The organism is Streptomyces sp. NPDC001156 (assembly GCF_053598275.1).
On record NZ_JBSFJX010000198.1, the window covers coordinates 1 to 14397 of the forward strand.

A 14397-nucleotide genomic window follows, 5' to 3' on the forward strand; every position below is an offset into this window, starting at 1 on the left:
AGCTGAGGTTCCAGGCGGTGCCCGCGCGGCGAACACAGCAGGTGTGCCCAGGCAGGCGTACCGGCGCGATGACCTGTCGGCCGGCTACCGACTGGCCCGGGCCAAGCTCGCCGAAGCCGCGGCTACCGCGGCCGCGGCGAAAGACCACCGCGCCCGACGCATCGCAGAACGCATCGTGGGTAATCACGGTGCCAACCTCACGGTCGAAGACTGCGACATTCGCACCTGGTACCGGCTGTGGGGCAAAGCCTTGCAGGCCACCACACCCGGCCGGCTCATCACCGCCATCGGCCGCGAGTGTGAGAAGGCCGGCGGCCGCCTGCTGCGCGCGTCGACGTCCACCACGAAACTGTCGCAGACGTGCCTGTGCGGCGCACAGGTGACCAAGACGCTCGCCGACCGTGTCCACCGCTGCACCTCCTGCGGCCTCGTCGCCGACCGGGACATGGTCTCCGGTGCCCTCGCCGCGCACGTCCGGCTCACCAATCCTGACGACCCCAGCACCGCGGGCCTGGACACCGTCCAGGCCCGCATGACACAGATAGTGTTCGCACAAGGGCTGCAAGAAGCCCTGTCGAGTCAACCGCAGCGCGGTGCCCGCCTCGCCCGGGGCCGCACCCACGCGGCAGCCCACACCCCCGGACTTCCGGGGCCACGGGCCTCTGCTCGGCAAAACACCACCGACCGGTACCGGCCCACCCCGAATGAGACCCGACCCGCGCGCAAGCGGCACAAGGCCCACGTCGGAACAGCCGCCCCAGTAGGAAACGCACCGCCCACAAGCGGCGCACCCGAACAGGAACTGGTCGGACGGCATCCCATCACGGGATGACTCTTAGGTAGGCGAGGTGGGTGCGCACGGTGTTGAGGATGCTTTCGAGCTCTTCGAGTTGTTGCTCGGTGAGTGCGTCGGCGAAGTAGTGCTTGACGGCCCGCAAGTGCGGTGCCGAGGCCAGGTCGGAAGGACCGCAGTCCGTCATCGGTGATCGTGACGGACCGCGCCTCGACTGTCTGTGGGGCACTCCTCGCGGCGGACGAGTCTCCGACGCTCCATGCGGCCAAGGTGGTGCGAGAGCCGGCTGCGCTGCCAGCCGATGGCGTCGGCGAGTTCGGAAGAGCGCAGGTGGTGCCCTGCAGCCTCACTGAGCGTGAGCATCACTAGATAGTCGCCCCGGGAGAGGCCGACCTGTTGGAGTTGCATGGTCAGCCGTCGGCTTAGCTCCTCCATTGTGTCTATGAGGGAGCGCCACACCGTGAGCTGCCTGGCTGGCAGGGGCCGCGTTGCGGGTCCGGCGCTCGGCGTTGTCGTGTCCATAGTTTTCATGTCCACCTCATTAATTGACGCGTCAAGCATATTGCGTATGCTTGACGCGTCAATTACTTGGAGGTGCGCTGTGGGAACGTACGGGTCGCACCCGATCGTCATCGGGATCGACAGCTACGTAGACATCACCTCGGATGACGAGGGGCGCCCGCTCGACCCGGCCCGAGAACACCTGCGCGCTCGTCGACGAGGGGCATCCTGGCCGAGGTCTCTGGGCTGGACTTCTTTGGGCTGGGGGAGCACCACGTCGAAGAGATGCCGCTGTCGGCTTCGGCTCTGGTGCTCGCCGCAGTCGCAGCCCGAACCTCGCGGATCCGGTTGGGTTCGGCGGTGACGGTGCTGAGCTCCGACGACCCGGTTCGTGTGTTCCGGCGATATGCGACGCTCGATGCGCTCTCGAACGGGCACGCGGAAGTGATCGTCGGCCGCGGGTCGAGCAAGGTTGTTCCCGTTGTTCGGCTTCGACCTCGCCGACTACGACCGGCTGTTCGAGGAGAAGTTCGAACTGCTCGCCGCGCTGCGCTCGGAGCGGCCGGTCACCTGGTCGGGTACGACGCGTGCGACGCTGGCCGGGCTCCAGGTGTTCCCGCGCACGGCCTCAGGGGCGCTTCCGACATGGATCAGTGTCGGCGGCACGCCGAGTCGATGGTCCGGACGGCGCAGTACGGGTCCAACCCCATGCTCGCGATCATCGGCGGCAACCCCGCCCGGTTCACCCGGCATGCCGAGCTCTTCCGACAGCCCACGGCACACCTCGGGCACGGCGCGCGGCCGATGGGCATTCGCGCACCCGAACACGTCGCCGCGACCGACGACCAGGCGGCCGAGCAGTACTGGCCGTTCCTCGAGACCTTCCTGCTGCAAGCGCGCTACGAGGGTGACCCCCCACCCGGGAGTTCAACAAGCACGAACTGACCTACGGCTTTCTCGATGTGGGTTCGCCCGAGACGGTAGCCCGCAAGATCATCAAAGTCATGCGAGTGCTGGGCGCAACCCAGTTCGCCCTCACGTACGGCCTGCACCCGATGCCGGGCTCGCACCTCATGGAGAACATCCGGCTCTTCGGCGCCGAAGCCGCTCCCCGCGTCCGGGAGGCGCTCGCCTCCGGACCACAGCACGTTCAGGGCGCGCTCGCGAGCGCGGACTCCTGAATCACCGACCGCACCGTTCAGAAAGGTGGACCACCATGGAATTCGGGATCTTCGGAGTCGGCGATGTCACCCGCGACCCGATCACCGGCCACACTCCCAGCGAGGGGGAGCGCATCAACTCGATCGTGCGCACCGCCCAGCGCGCGGAGGAGGCCGGTCTGGACGTCTTCGCCATTGGCGAGCATCACAACCCGCCGTTCATCCCGTCCTCACCGACCACGCTGCTGGGGCACATCGCGGCCATAACCGAGCGGATCACGCTCAGCACGTCGGTCACCCTCATCACCACCAATGACCCGGTGCGCATCGCCGAGGAGTACGCGATGCTCCAGCATCTCGCCAAGGGCCGGGTCGATCTGGTGGTCGGGCGCGGCAATACCGTCCCGGTCTACCCGTGGTTCGGCCAGGACATCCGCCACGGCCTGCAGCTCGCGCTGGAGAACTACAACCTGCTGCACCGGCTCTGGCGGGAGGATGTCGTTGACTGGGAGGGCAACTTCCGTTCCGCCCTGCAGGGGTTCACCTCGACCCCGCGACCGCTCGACGACGTCCCGCCGTTCGTCTGGCACGGCTCCATCCGCACCCCCGAGATCGCCGAGCAGGCGGCCTACTACGGCAACGGCTTCTTCGCCAACAACATCCTCGCCCCCTACGGGCACTTCGAACGACTCGTCGACTTCTACCGGCAGCGCTACGCCCACTACGGTCACGGAACCCCCGAGCAGGCGATCGTCGGGCTGGGCGGCCAGGTCCACATCGCCAAGAAGTCGCAGGACGCGGTCAAGGCGTTCCGTCCCTACTTCAACGGCTTTCCCATGTTCCGCGGCCACTCGCTCGAGGAGTACATGAAGACCACCCCGCTCTCGGTCGGCAGCCCGCAGGAAGTCATCGACAAGACCATGGACTTCCGGGAGCGCTTCGGCGACTACCAGCGCCAGCTGTGGAACGTTGACGGTATGGGCCTTCCCGTCGAAGCCGCCCTCGAGCAGATCGAGCTCCTTGGCACCGAGGTCGTGCCCGTGCTCCGTAAGGAGATGGCCGCGCTTCGCGCGCCCGGCGTCCTCGAGGCCCCCACTCACGCGAGCCGGGTCAAGGCGAAGTACGGCGACGCGCAGCCCCGGCAGCCGCGCCCGAACCCCAACCGCGGCGACAACGTCGCCGGCACCTCGCCGTACCAGGACAGCGACCCCGCCCTCACTGCCCGCATCCCGCAGGTCGGCTGAGCCATGACCAACACACACAGCCCGCTCTCCCTGGTGGTCGTCAGCGCGGGGATCAGCGACCCCTCCTCGACCCGCCTGCTTGCCGACCGCATCGCGCACAAGACCGTCAACTCGCTTCAAAAACAAGAACGTGCGGTCGCGACCAAGGCCATCGAACTCGGCCCGCTCGCCGTCGACATCGCGCAGGCGATCGTCTCCGGGCACCCCAGCGAGCGCCTGCAGGCGCAGATCAAGGGGCTGGCCGCCGCGGACGGTGTGATCGCCGCCACCCCCGTCTACACCGCAGGCGTGAGCGGCCTGTTCAAGTCGTTCTGCGACGTTCTCGACACCGATCTCATCGTCGCGAGACCAGTCTTGCTGGCCGGGACGGGTGGCAGCCCCCGGCACGCACTGGTCATCGAGGACCAGCTTCGCCCGACGCTGTCGTACCTGCGTGCACTCACCGTTCCCACGTCCCTCTACGCCGCGCCCGAGGACTGGAGTGCGCCGGCGCTGGGAGAGCGCATCGACCGCGCAGCAACGGAGCTTGCAGCTTTGATGACCAGCGGAGTCGGCAACACGATCGCCGACCAGGCCTGGGCCGGCTACCAGCACCGCTTCGGCGGGAACGCCACGCGCGCCGAGCAGACCGCCGCCGACATCGACTTCGACTCACCACTCATGAGACTCGCCGCCGGCGGCACCCCGATCCGCAAGGACCACACGTCCGGCTCCTGACCCCAACAAGGGGAAAAGCGGAGCCGGTGAACCTGACGCAACGTTGAGATTGTCGCCGGAAGAACGGTGCAGCGCCAACTGCGTCGGGCTGCGTCCGTAGGTGCGGCGCCGTCGCACGTCATCGAGGCGCAATGATGTGGTGCGCTGGCCCCCGTGCCTTGGCTGGCCCGTCCGAACCTTCGTATGTGGGCTGCGGCGACACCAGAACTGCTCGACCAGGCCAGCTCACCCATGGTCCCGGCCGAACGACGAGGACCGTGACAGCCATGCCGCACTCGGGTACGGCTCGTTGGCCTCCTCCCGCAGCCCCTCGACTCGACGCCGTGCGGCGAGCTCGTGCTGTTCCGACGACATCCGCGCCCCCAGAAGCAACGACCCGACACACACCCCTCCCACGAAACGACCGCTCTCATCCCCGACCAGCAAAACGCGTAGATCACGTCCGGAAAGACAGACTCTGCACCCGCCCCGACCAGACCGGGGCGGCACGGAAGGAACCACGCCCATGTACCCCACCGCCGCCATTCTCAGCTCGCTCCTCGCCCTTGTGGCCCTGACCGCGGGCGCGCCCAAGATATTGCTGAAGGGCGCCGAGTCCGCAGGCCTGCAGTCCCGCATGGGACTGAGCGCGCACCTGGTCCGCTTCATTGGGCTGGCCGAAGTCGCAGCGGCCGGCGGCCTGATCGTGGGGCTCTTCTGGCAGCCCCTGGGCATCGCGGCCGCTATCGGCTTCGCACTCACGATGATCGGAGCCGTGGGCTTCCACGCCCAGTGCGGCGACTACGCCACGCCCGACACGCGGAAGAAGGCCATCGCCCCCATCGTGCTCACCCTGTTCTCCGCTGCCACCGCCGTTGCCCTCAGCCTGGCCATCTGAGCCCGCCCCGAGCGATATCGACGAGGCACCGTCATCCCTGCACCGCCGGATCTCATCTGAGGTCTGACAAGACCCGGAGGCCGCACCTGCCCTGACTGTATCGGCCGCGCTTCCGGCCCCCCACCCGGCTGCCGGCGAGGAGTACCGCACATGCTTCGTCGACGTGGCGGTGCCTCGGCGGTTGGGATTGACGTAAGACTCAGGTCGCTGTCCGTGGGATGACCGGACGACGGCCTGTTCGCGCCGCACCGTGGGGACGGGGCGGCGCACCTGGGCCGGGTGAGGTTCCTCCTGAGCGAAGAGGAGCCCCACCCGGCTGCAGGCGAACAGAATCTCCAGTTCGAAACCCTGGAACAATCGGTAGCAGACCGAGATCCTCAGTTGGGCGATGAGACGTCGGGCCCGGTGTTCGGGCGAGAATCGGCGGTGGGCCCAGTCGGCGCCCAAATCCCGGTAGGGCACCTGGTCGTGGACGATGTGCCAGTAGGCGATGATGATGTCGTGCCGGGTGGGCCCCGATGGCTTTGAACCCTCCGGCCCTGCCCTTGATCTGAGCGTGGTGGGCGGCCAGGTAGGTGCCCTTGGTCCGAGCGGCTCCCCAAGCGGCCTCGGTGAGGGCCTGCTTGAGCCAGCGTGATACCGGACGCGTGCGCCCCGGGCGGCCTTTGCCGCCGGAGGCGTTGTTGCCCGGGCAGATGCCGGCCCATGAGGCATCACGCCGGGCTGGTTGTCGGCCCGGTCTGTGTTGCGTGCCAGCTCCCGCAGCGCGGGTAGGGCCGCTGTCGATCCGCTGGCCATGGTGGGGTTCAGTGCTCGTCGAGCATGCTGCGGGTTCGCGCTTACGACTCGGTCGGCGATAGCTGATCGCGGATAGGCCGTGACATGAGGACGGCCGCACAGCGGGGGAACCTCAGACCAAGAAGTGGGCCCGTGCGGCCTTGTCCCATCCCGCCTTTACCGGCTCTCCTGCCGTATTGCCAGATCGGGCAAGCCAAGTCTTGAGCGTGGGCAAGCCCCTGCGTGCGGCGGTCCTGCCCGCTTGCCCGGTCTGCTGGGACTGGTCGCTCGGGCTGGGGTGTCGGCGATAGGTGCCCAGGCCGCATCAGCGCGGCGCTCAGGTCAGGTCCACTGGCCGGGAGGGCCAGGCGGGCACGATCTCGGAGTAGTCGCCGATCCGCCCAGGGAACCTTGGCGTGCGTTTCTCCAGGAAGGAGGTCACCCCCTCGGTCGCGTCCGGGCTCTGTCCGAGATGGAAGATCGCCTGCGAGTCGAGGCGGTGTGCCTCCCAGGGCGTCGTTGCGCCGAGCATGGACCACAGCATCTGGCGCGCCAGCGACACCGACACGGCGGAGGTGTTCTCGGCGATCTCGGCGGCGAGGGAGTGCGCGGTTGGCAGCAGCGTGTCGACCGGTATCACCCGCGACACCAGTCTTCCGGCAAGCGCCTCCTCGGCGTCGAATACACGGCCTGTGGCCACCCACTCCATCGCCTGCGAGATCCCCACGATGCGCGGCAGGAACCAACTGGAGGCGGCCTCCGGCACCAACCCGCGGCGGGTGAAGACGAATCCGAACCGCGCGGTGTCACTGGCTAGCCGGATGTCGGCCGGCAGGGTCATGGTGGCACCGACACCGACGGCCGGCCCGTTGATCGCGACGATCACTGGCTTCTGCGACGCAGCGATGCGCAGCGACACGTAGCCGCCGGCATCGCGCAGCACCCCGCCGACCGTCCCGAAGGCCGCGCGCTCGGCCGCCCTGACCTTGTCGTTGGCATCGAACGTGGCCGATCCGCGTCCCAGGTCCGCGCCCGCGCAGAACCCGCGCCCCGCCCCGGTCAGCAACACGACACGTACGTCGTCGTCGGCGTCGGTGGCATCGAAAGCCGCGACCAGTTCCCGGGCCATCGTGGTGGTGAAAGCGTTGAGCCGGTCAGGGCGGTTGAGGGTGATGACGGCAACACCGTCACTCACGTCGAACAATATCTCGGTGGTGTCTGCCATCGACGACCTCACTCTGCTTCCGGGCGCTGGTCTGGCGGGGCCGGTTTCCATGGCCTCGAGGGTCGCTATGCGCCGTTGATGGGTGCCGGCAGTCCGGTGGTCGGCCGGCGGCAAGGATTTCGCCCGTCGCTGGCAACTCCCACGCGCACCCGATCGATCCCAGTCACCCGCGGTACGGCAGGGCCTTCCCGACGCTATGGGCACCCGTGCGGGACCGTCCAACATCAACCAGCCGCGCGATTGATACCCGTTGCTGACATAGACGCCGCGGACAGGGGGTACGGCCCTCGGCCGAGGAGAGCGCGACGGACGTCGTGTGAACACCCCTATGTGCTGGAGCGGGGCAAACCGCCGCCCCCGCCCAGGTGGCGCTGGCTGGCGCATTGGTCCGCTGCCTGGATGGCACCCGGCGAAATTATGCCCGGTAGGGATATCAATCACAGAGCACATTGGTTTTGGACAGCTCGCCGAGGCCGCCCTAGGGTTGTGGCACCGTGCAGGTCGCGAACACGTCGGTGCGTCAGACGTGACAACCGCTGCAGCAGATACCGTAGCCGGCGGGTTCTCCCCCCATGCTGCCGACGTTTTCTCTGCCTGGAAACAATTCCGGTTGTCCCCTTCCGGAAAATATTCATCGGCTGTTATCGACACAAGGGAGTGTTGGAAGATGGCAAAGGAGTTCGACGTAGAAGTTCCCGTCCTGATTGTCGGTGGGGGTGGCGCAGGGCTGACTTCCTCGATTCTCCTGTCCCGTCTCGGGATCGAGTCCTTGCTGGTGACCCGCTACCCGAGCACGACGCGCTTGCCGCGGGGGCACATCCTCAACCAGCGCAGCATGGAGATCTTCGCCGACATGGGCGTTGCCTCCCACATCCGGGCACAGGGCACCCCTCCGCAGAATATGAGGGGCCTTGGGTGGTACTCCGGACTCGCCGGCGGCGGCCCGCAGGACGGCCACGGACGCCGCATCGGGTTCATCGAGGCATGGGGTGGGGGCTACGTCGACCCGGACTACGTCGGCGCCAGCCCCGAGCCCGCGACCAACCTGTCCCTGCTGCGGGTCGAGCCCATCCTCAAGGAGCAGGCGGAGCAGTACCCCCAGGCGACCGTCAGTTTCCACCACGAGCTGGTGGACCTGGAACAGGACGCCGACGGGGTGACCTCCACGATCCTCAACCACGACACCGGCGAGACCTACACCGTCCGGTCCTCCTACCTTCTGGGAGCCGACGCCGGAAAGACCGTGGGGGAACTGGCCGGCATCAAGCTCAGCGGCGCGCACAAGATCCAGAAGCTGATCAACTTGTATGTGTCGATGGACCTTTCGCCGTATCTGGCGGAGGCGGATGACGCGGTCATGATGTGGGTCTTCAACCCCGAGTTCCCGCAGCATCTGGACTGGGGTGGGGTGCTGGTGCCACAGGGCCCGGAGTGGGGTCGCAACTCCCGGGAGTGGGTGCTGCACGTCTCTGGGGCGGACCTCGACGCCTCGCAGCCGGAGAAGATGCTGCAGTGGGGGCGCGAGGCGCTGGGCATCCCCGATGTCGACATCGAACTGCTCGGTGTGGGGGAGTGGTGGATGGAGAGCATCCTCGCCGACGACTTCCGCTCAGGCAGGGTGTTCATGCTCGGTGACGCCGCGCACAAGGTTTCGCCCACCGGCGGACTCGGCCTCAATGCCGCCGTCCAGGACGCCTACAACCTGTGCTGGAAGCTCGCCGCCGTTCTCGCCGGCCGCGCCGGGGGCGACCTGCTCGAGACGTACAACATCGAGCGGCGCCCGGTCAACCAGGCCAACATCGTGACCTCCACCAAGGCCGCCTACAGCCACGCCGGAATGGCCGAGGCGATGGGCGTATCGCCGGACAAGACCGTCGAGGAGAACTGGGCCGCGCTGCGCCTGTTCTGGGAGGACGGTCCCGGTGCGGCCGAGCGCCGGCATGCGCTTTCCCAGTGGCTGGGCAACCGGACACTGGAATACCACCAGCTCAACACCGACTACGGATACGCCTACGACTCCGCCGCGATCGTCGGCGACGGTACCCCCGCACCGGTCCCGGTGGACGACATCCGTCTCTACCAGCCCAGCACCCGGCCTGGGCACCCCATGCCGCACGCCTGGGTGGAGCGCGCCTGCGATCGGGTGGCCCTGCGCGAACTGATCCACGGTGGGCACTTCGCCCTCATCGCCGGCGAGGACGGTCAGGACTGGGTGGAGGCCGCCACCAAGATCGCCGACCAGCGGAAGCTGCCGCTGCGAGCGGCCAGGGTCGGCCTTGGCACGGTGGACTTCGTCGACATTCGGTTGGCGTGGCTGAAGCAGCGGGAGATCTCCGACACGGGCGCGGTGCTGGTCCGTCCCGACGGGCATGTCGCGTTCCGCTCCATCGCATCGGTCGACGACCCGGTAGCCGTGCTCTCCGGCGCCTTCGACCAGATCCTGCACACCGCTGGCGCCGAGTGACCCTCGCCCGCTGATCGCCGAGCGGCACGGATTCCCCCGGGAATGTGTAGCCGAAAGATATCAATCACCGTCTACTTCGTATCAGCCGCTTGCTTCAAATGCAGCTAAACTGCAGTGCGGTGCGGCGGGGGTGGGGTTCGTTTGCCCCTTCGGAAAGCATAGCCGGAGCCCGGATCAGTCACGTGTCCCGAGCCCGTGACGCATGAATCTCCCTAAAACGAGGCTTCCGACCGGGGATCATCCCGGGTGACCCTGTGAGCATTTCTTTCTCAGTTGTTTGAGGAGTCCGATATGTCCTTGCATCGTCTAACCGATATCACCATGGGTGTCCCGAACATCGCCGAGACGGTTGAGTTCTATACCCAGTTCGGCCTCCTGCCGCAGCCGTCCAACGATCCGAACGAGCACTGGTTCGGGACGGTGGACGGTGGTCCGCGGCAGCTGAAGATCGTCCACGCTCCCGTGCGGCGGCTGCTCTCTTTGGGGATCGGCGCAGAGGACCCGGACGATTTCGGCCGGATCGGTGCGTCACTCCAACGTCTCGGCGTAGAGAGCCGGATCGACGGCGAGCAACTCACCACCAACGAACCGATCACCGGTGTCAAAGTGACCGTGTCGGTCGCGCCCCAGGTGCCGGCCAAGCCGGCCGCGCAGCCGCACTTGCCCAACTTCCGTGCACCGGCTCTTCTGCGCACGGACCCGGCACGTCCCCGCAAGCTCGGCCACATCATGATCGCATCGGTGGAGTCGGCGACGACCCAGAAGTTCTTCACCGAGGGCCTGGGCTTCAAGCTCAGTGACGAGATCAAGGACGCGGCCACGTTCATGCGGTGTTCCACCGACCACCACAACGTCGTGGTCGGTCACGGGCCGGTGAACTACATGCACCACACCTCCTGGGAGCTCTCCGACGTCGATGAGATCGGCCGCGGGGTGAGGGCCGCCCTGGAGGGCCACCCCGAGCGGCACACCTGGGGCATGGGGCGCTTCTGGGTCGGCGCGAACTACTTCTACTACCTGCGTGATCCTGCGGGGAACATGACCGAGTACTACTCCGACATGGACGAGATCACCGATGACCAGGTGTGGAAGCCGGGGGTGTTCGAGCCGGGCAGTCTGTGGAGCCCGGCGATGCCGCCGTCGCTGATCCGGCCCGACGACCTCGCCGAGCTCATGGCCGACTCGCACTGAACCCCGATCGGTCGACCGTGGACGAAGACGGTCACCGCCCACCCGCACCGTGCCCTTGCCGACGGCCGCGGACGGTGGGTCCCGCCACGCACGGCAGCGAGCGGGCTGTGCACCGCGCTGCCCGGGACAGGGCTCTGACGAAGCGGCACCACAGTGCACGGTCACACGCAAGGTCGTCCGGCCCCACGCACCGGACTGCGGAGCCCGAAACGATGCAGACCACCACAAGGAAGGACGCGCCCATGCCAGTCACCAGTGAGGCGTACATCGTGAGCGCCGTACGTACGCCTGTCGGGACCCACAAGGGCGCGTTGACAGGTGTGCACCCTGCCGATCTCGGAGCACACGTACTGCGCGCTGTCGTCGAGCGGGCCGGTGTCGACCCGTCGGCGGTCGAAGACGTCATCATGGGGTGCGTCACCCAGCTGGGATCTCAGTTCGGCGACATCGCCCGCACCGCGTGGCTCTCGGCGGGTCTGCCGGAGAGCGTGCCCGGCGTGACCGTCGAGCGACAGTGCGGATCCTCGCAGCAGGCGCTGCATTTCGCCGCCCAGGCGGTGATCTCGGGGACCCAGGACCTCGTGATCGCCGCCGGGGTGGAGAACATGGCGATGGTGCCGATGAACGCGAACACCATCGTCCTGAGGGAACTCGGCACTCAGCGGCGAGGCGAGGGATGGGCGAGACGTTACGGCGACCAGGAGATCTCACAGTTCCGCGGGGCCGAGCTGATCGCCGAGAAATGGGGCTTCAGCCGCGAGGACATGGAGAGGTTCGCCGTGGAAAGCCACCGGCGGGCGGTGCGGGCGATCGACGAGGGCCGCTTCGCAGGGCAGATCGCCCCCCTCGCCGGCGTCGAGACCGACGAGGGCGCGCGCCGGGACACCTCGTTGGAAGCCATGGCGAAACTGCGGACGATCCGGGAAGGCGGAGCGCTCACGGCGGCGGTGTCCAGTCAGATGTCCGTCGGCGCCGGCGCACTGCTCGTCGCGTCCGAGCAGGCCGTTCGCACGCACCACCTGACACCGCTCGCGCGCGTGCACACTCTCACTGTGGTCGGCGACGACCCCGTCTATATGCTCACCGGCCCGATCCCGGCGACCGCGGCCGCGCTGGCCCGCTCCGGCCTGAGCATCGACGACATCGATCTGTTCGAGGTCAACGAAGCCTTTGCGTCCATCCCGATGGCCTGGGCGCACGAGACTGGGGCATCGCTGGAGAAGACCAACGTCAACGGTGGTGCGATCGCGCTCGGGCACCCCCTGGGAGCCACCGGCGCGATCCTTGCCACGAAGCTCGTACATGAGTTGCATCGCACCGGTGGCCAGTACGGGCTGCAGACGATGTGTGAGGGCGGCGGACAGGCGAACGCCACCGTCTTCGAGCGTGTCTGACGCCGGATCCCGCCCCTCCCGTGTCCGCAGGCGCCGCCCGCGAGAGCGACCACGACCAGGTGCAGCCTTCGGCATACCGAGCCGAGCAGAGTCCTGCCGGCCGCCGGAGCGGTACAGCCCTCGAATCGGTCGGACATGGTGGCAGACCAGGCCGGCGCGTAATCCCCGCTGCCCACGTGTACGGACCTTGTACGGGGCGGGACCAAGGCGGGCGTCGTAAGGCCGGGGTGCGGAGAACCTCGACTCGTCGACGACCTGGAATTCACTGAAATCGGATTGACTTAGGAGGCCACCCCCATGGAGAAGACCCAACAGGTGATTCAGGTCCACCCGGACCTGCCGTTGAGCCTGACGAAGGCCGGTGTCGGCAAGCCCGCCCTCGTCCTGCACGCGGGTCATGGTCCCAGCACTGCCGCCCCGATCGTCGAGCACTTCGCGCGTGATCACCAGGTTCTGGCACCGACCCACCCCGGCTGGGATGGGACCCCCCGGCCGGACTGGTTCTCCGGTGTCGACGACCTTGCCCTCACCTACCTGGACCTGCTGGAGGACGAGGGGCTGACCGACGCCACGGTCGTCGCCACCTCCTTCGGTGGCTGGATCGCCTCCGAACTGGCCGTTCGCGACCGGGGTCAGCGCATCGGCCGCCTGATCCTCATCGACGCCGCCGGGTCCGCTCCCTCAAGGGTGCCCCCGCCGGGAGACCCGATGCTGCCCGATGACGACCTCCTGAAGACCATCCTCACCTACGGCGGGCCGCTCGTGTGGGACCCGAAACTGCTCCGCCGCCTTCCGCGCGTCAAGATCCCCGTCCTGGTGCTCTGGGGCGAGGACGACGACGTGGTCACCGCCGAGGAGGGCCGGATCCACGCCGAGGCGTTCGCCAACGCTCGATTCGAGCTCATCCCCAATGTGGGCCACATGGCGGTGCGCGACAACGCGGAGGAGGTCTTCTCCCGCATCGACGCCTTCCTCGCGGAGAACCCATCCTCCGGCACGTCAAGGTGAAGGCTGGGGCGTCCACGGACGATCCGTCCCTCACCGATTACTGGGCGAACCGGCGCCGCAAGAAGGCGCCTCCCGTCATGGACAAGACCAGCGTCTCTGATTAGCTAAGCGATCCTGAGTTGGATTGAGTTTCCGGGATCGTTTCCCACCGTGGTGGAGAGGCGTGGGCGTGGAGGTGGAATCCCGCGCCGAGTGCTGCCCCTCGTGGCCGGTGGCCGGTGGTGGGTGTGCTGATCGTGTTCACGCCCTGGTGCCGGTCGGCTGCGCGCGGCAGCCGGGTCCGGTCCGTGTGAGCGTGCCCCTCCGGACGCTGGCCAGCAGGGCCGCACGGGCGGCCTGCTGGGGAGGGTGCCCTGCGTCGCCTGGGCGCGGGGCGTGTGGAACGTGGCCGGGTGGGGCCGGTCTTCGACCGGTCCTGCCGGCTGGTCTTCGATGTCGTGGTGACGACTGCCTTCGACTCCAGCTTGTCGACGACCGAGCGGATCATCATGAGGCCGCTGGTGCGGTCGATGACGGTCTTGGTCTGATGGGCCAAGCCACGGGCTGCGATACGACGCCACGCCCCGTGGTCGCGGTCGCCCTGCCAGCCACAGGACTGGTCGGAGCAGATAGCCCATTTCCAGCCCGCGATGGTGGGCCGGTCGGGGGCTTTGCGGTGCCGCAGCGGGGTCAGGCAATGCGGGCACAGTTTGGAGGTGTTCCGGGCCGGAACGCTCACCACGGCAATACCGGCCTCAGCTGCGAGGTGCCGCATGCGGCCGGCGATCTGTCCGCGCACCTGCTGGGACAGGCGCGTGTTCATGGTGCGGCCCATGCCGCCCGCTTCCATCGACCGCAGGTCTTCGACATAGACCACCGTGGCCCGGGCGGCAATCGCTTGGTCGACGGCCCACCTGGCGGCAGCCCACGCAAGCGCGTCGTTGAGGTTCGACCTACGGTGGGACACGTGCCGGATCTCATCTCGCAGCACGTCCAGTCGCGGAGCGAGTGCATGGTGTTCGCTGCGGCCGATGAGCCGAATGTACTGGTCGGCCTTGGCGTGCAGC

15 protein-coding genes and 1 pseudogene are annotated in these 14397 nt (G+C 67.7%); 11 read left to right on the forward strand and 5 right to left on the reverse strand.

Annotated elements, in window-relative coordinates; genetic code table 11:
- On the forward strand, positions 1–832 hold an 832-nt coding region (locus ACWDA7_RS42420), incomplete at its 5' end, for a zinc ribbon domain-containing protein (protein WP_450612135.1).
- Here the strand turns inward: ACWDA7_RS42420 and ACWDA7_RS42425 are convergent.
- Positions 822–980 (reverse strand): hypothetical protein, encoded by a 159-nt coding sequence (locus tag ACWDA7_RS42425; RefSeq protein WP_450612137.1) that lies wholly within the window; start codon positions 978–980, stop codon positions 822–824. The two genes, ACWDA7_RS42420 and ACWDA7_RS42425, sit on opposite strands and share 11 nt — an antisense overlap.
- Entirely contained in the window at positions 977–1426 is a 450-nt protein-coding gene (locus tag ACWDA7_RS42430; protein ID WP_450612139.1) for a MarR family transcriptional regulator, read from the reverse strand. The genes ACWDA7_RS42425 and ACWDA7_RS42430 overlap by 4 nt, the downstream gene beginning before the upstream one ends.
- Before the next feature lie 153 nt (positions 1427–1579).
- On the opposite strand from ACWDA7_RS42430, the pseudogene ACWDA7_RS42435 reads away from it, so the two are divergent.
- From ACWDA7_RS42435 to ACWDA7_RS42460, 6 genes and pseudogenes are all read left to right on the forward strand, one after another.
- A pseudogene (locus tag ACWDA7_RS42435) lies at positions 1580–1711 on the forward strand (LLM class flavin-dependent oxidoreductase); the annotation flags it as partial.
- Positions 1712–1939: 228 nt separating this feature from the next.
- Entirely contained in the window at positions 1940–2239 is a 300-nt protein-coding gene (locus ACWDA7_RS42440; RefSeq protein ID WP_450612161.1) for a hypothetical protein, read from the forward strand.
- Positions 2240–2298: 59 nt separating this feature from the next.
- Entirely contained in the window at positions 2299–2475 is a 177-nt protein-coding gene (locus ACWDA7_RS42445; protein ID WP_450612141.1) for a hypothetical protein, read from the forward strand.
- 35 nt (positions 2476–2510) lie between these two features.
- Complete coding sequence (locus ACWDA7_RS42450) at positions 2511–3698, forward strand: CE1758 family FMN-dependent luciferase-like monooxygenase (RefSeq protein WP_450612142.1); 1188 nt, start codon at positions 2511–2513, stop codon at positions 3696–3698.
- A gap of 3 nt (positions 3699–3701) precedes the next feature.
- Positions 3702–4415 carry a CE1759 family FMN reductase gene (locus ACWDA7_RS42455; protein WP_450612144.1) on the forward strand — a complete coding sequence of 238 codons (714 nt, stop codon included), beginning with the start codon at positions 3702–3704 and terminating at the stop codon, positions 4413–4415.
- A 505-nt stretch (positions 4416–4920) separates the two neighbouring features.
- Positions 4921–5292: a DoxX family protein gene (locus ACWDA7_RS42460; RefSeq protein ID WP_450612146.1), complete on the forward strand. Its 372-nt coding sequence runs from the start codon at positions 4921–4923 to the stop codon at positions 5290–5292.
- A gap of 199 nt (positions 5293–5491) precedes the next feature.
- Here ACWDA7_RS42460 and ACWDA7_RS42465 read toward each other — a convergent pair whose 3' ends face one another.
- Together ACWDA7_RS42465 and ACWDA7_RS42470 are read right to left on the reverse strand one after the other, a co-directional pair.
- A complete protein-coding gene (locus ACWDA7_RS42465) occupies positions 5492–6190 on the reverse strand; it encodes a transposase (RefSeq protein WP_450612148.1) in 699 nt (232 codons plus the stop codon).
- A gap of 216 nt (positions 6191–6406) precedes the next feature.
- Positions 6407–7294 (reverse strand): enoyl-CoA hydratase-related protein, encoded by an 888-nt coding sequence (locus ACWDA7_RS42470; RefSeq protein WP_450612150.1) that lies wholly within the window; start codon positions 7292–7294, stop codon positions 6407–6409.
- A 667-nt stretch (positions 7295–7961) separates the two neighbouring features.
- Here ACWDA7_RS42470 and ACWDA7_RS42475 point away from each other — a divergent pair.
- The 4 genes from ACWDA7_RS42475 (at position 7962) to ACWDA7_RS42490 (ending at position 13351) form a co-directional block, all read left to right on the forward strand.
- Entirely contained in the window at positions 7962–9758 is a 1797-nt protein-coding gene (locus ACWDA7_RS42475; RefSeq protein ID WP_450612152.1) for an FAD-dependent monooxygenase, read from the forward strand.
- 291 nt (positions 9759–10049) lie between these two features.
- Positions 10050–10949 carry a VOC family protein gene (locus ACWDA7_RS42480; RefSeq protein ID WP_450612154.1) on the forward strand — a complete coding sequence of 300 codons (900 nt, stop codon included), beginning with the start codon at positions 10050–10052 and terminating at the stop codon, positions 10947–10949.
- Between the two features lie 242 nt (positions 10950–11191).
- Positions 11192–12343, forward strand: a complete 1152-nt coding sequence (locus tag ACWDA7_RS42485; protein ID WP_450612155.1) for an acetyl-CoA C-acetyltransferase — start codon at positions 11192–11194, stop codon at positions 12341–12343.
- Between the two features lie 297 nt (positions 12344–12640).
- A complete protein-coding gene (locus tag ACWDA7_RS42490; protein WP_450612157.1) occupies positions 12641–13351 on the forward strand; it encodes an alpha/beta fold hydrolase in 711 nt (236 codons plus the stop codon).
- Positions 13352–13451: 100 nt separating this feature from the next.
- Here the strand turns inward: ACWDA7_RS42490 and ACWDA7_RS42495 are convergent, their stop codons facing one another.
- On the reverse strand, positions 13452–14297 hold the full coding sequence (locus ACWDA7_RS42495; protein WP_450612159.1) for a zinc ribbon domain-containing protein: 846 nt from the start codon (positions 14295–14297) through the stop codon (positions 13452–13454).
- Positions 14298–14397: the final 100 nt, after the last annotated feature.

Bases quoted from the DNA above. Each gene is read 5' to 3' on its own strand.
- ACWDA7_RS42425 (WP_450612137.1), bottom strand. From the start codon at position 980: ATGACGGACTGCGGTCCTTCCGACCTGGCCTCGGCACCGCACTTGCGG.
- ACWDA7_RS42430 (WP_450612139.1), bottom strand. From the start codon at position 1,426: ATGACGATCGGGTGCGACCCGTACGTTCCCACAGCGCACCTCCAAGTA.
- ACWDA7_RS42440 (WP_450612161.1), top strand. From the start codon at position 1,940: ATGGATCAGTGTCGGCGGCACGCCGAGTCGATGGTCCGGACGGCGCAG.
- ACWDA7_RS42445 (WP_450612141.1), top strand. From the start codon at position 2,299: ATGCGAGTGCTGGGCGCAACCCAGTTCGCCCTCACGTACGGCCTGCAC.
- ACWDA7_RS42450 (WP_450612142.1), top strand. From the start codon at position 2,511: ATGGAATTCGGGATCTTCGGAGTCGGCGATGTCACCCGCGACCCGATC.
- ACWDA7_RS42455 (WP_450612144.1), top strand. From the start codon at position 3,702: ATGACCAACACACACAGCCCGCTCTCCCTGGTGGTCGTCAGCGCGGGG.
- ACWDA7_RS42460 (WP_450612146.1), top strand. From the start codon at position 4,921: ATGTACCCCACCGCCGCCATTCTCAGCTCGCTCCTCGCCCTTGTGGCC.
- ACWDA7_RS42470 (WP_450612150.1), bottom strand. From the start codon at position 7,294: ATGGCAGACACCACCGAGATATTGTTCGACGTGAGTGACGGTGTTGCC.
- ACWDA7_RS42475 (WP_450612152.1), top strand. From the start codon at position 7,962: ATGGCAAAGGAGTTCGACGTAGAAGTTCCCGTCCTGATTGTCGGTGGG.
- ACWDA7_RS42480 (WP_450612154.1), top strand. From the start codon at position 10,050: ATGTCCTTGCATCGTCTAACCGATATCACCATGGGTGTCCCGAACATC.
- ACWDA7_RS42485 (WP_450612155.1), top strand. From the start codon at position 11,192: ATGCCAGTCACCAGTGAGGCGTACATCGTGAGCGCCGTACGTACGCCT.
- ACWDA7_RS42490 (WP_450612157.1), top strand. From the start codon at position 12,641: ATGGAGAAGACCCAACAGGTGATTCAGGTCCACCCGGACCTGCCGTTG.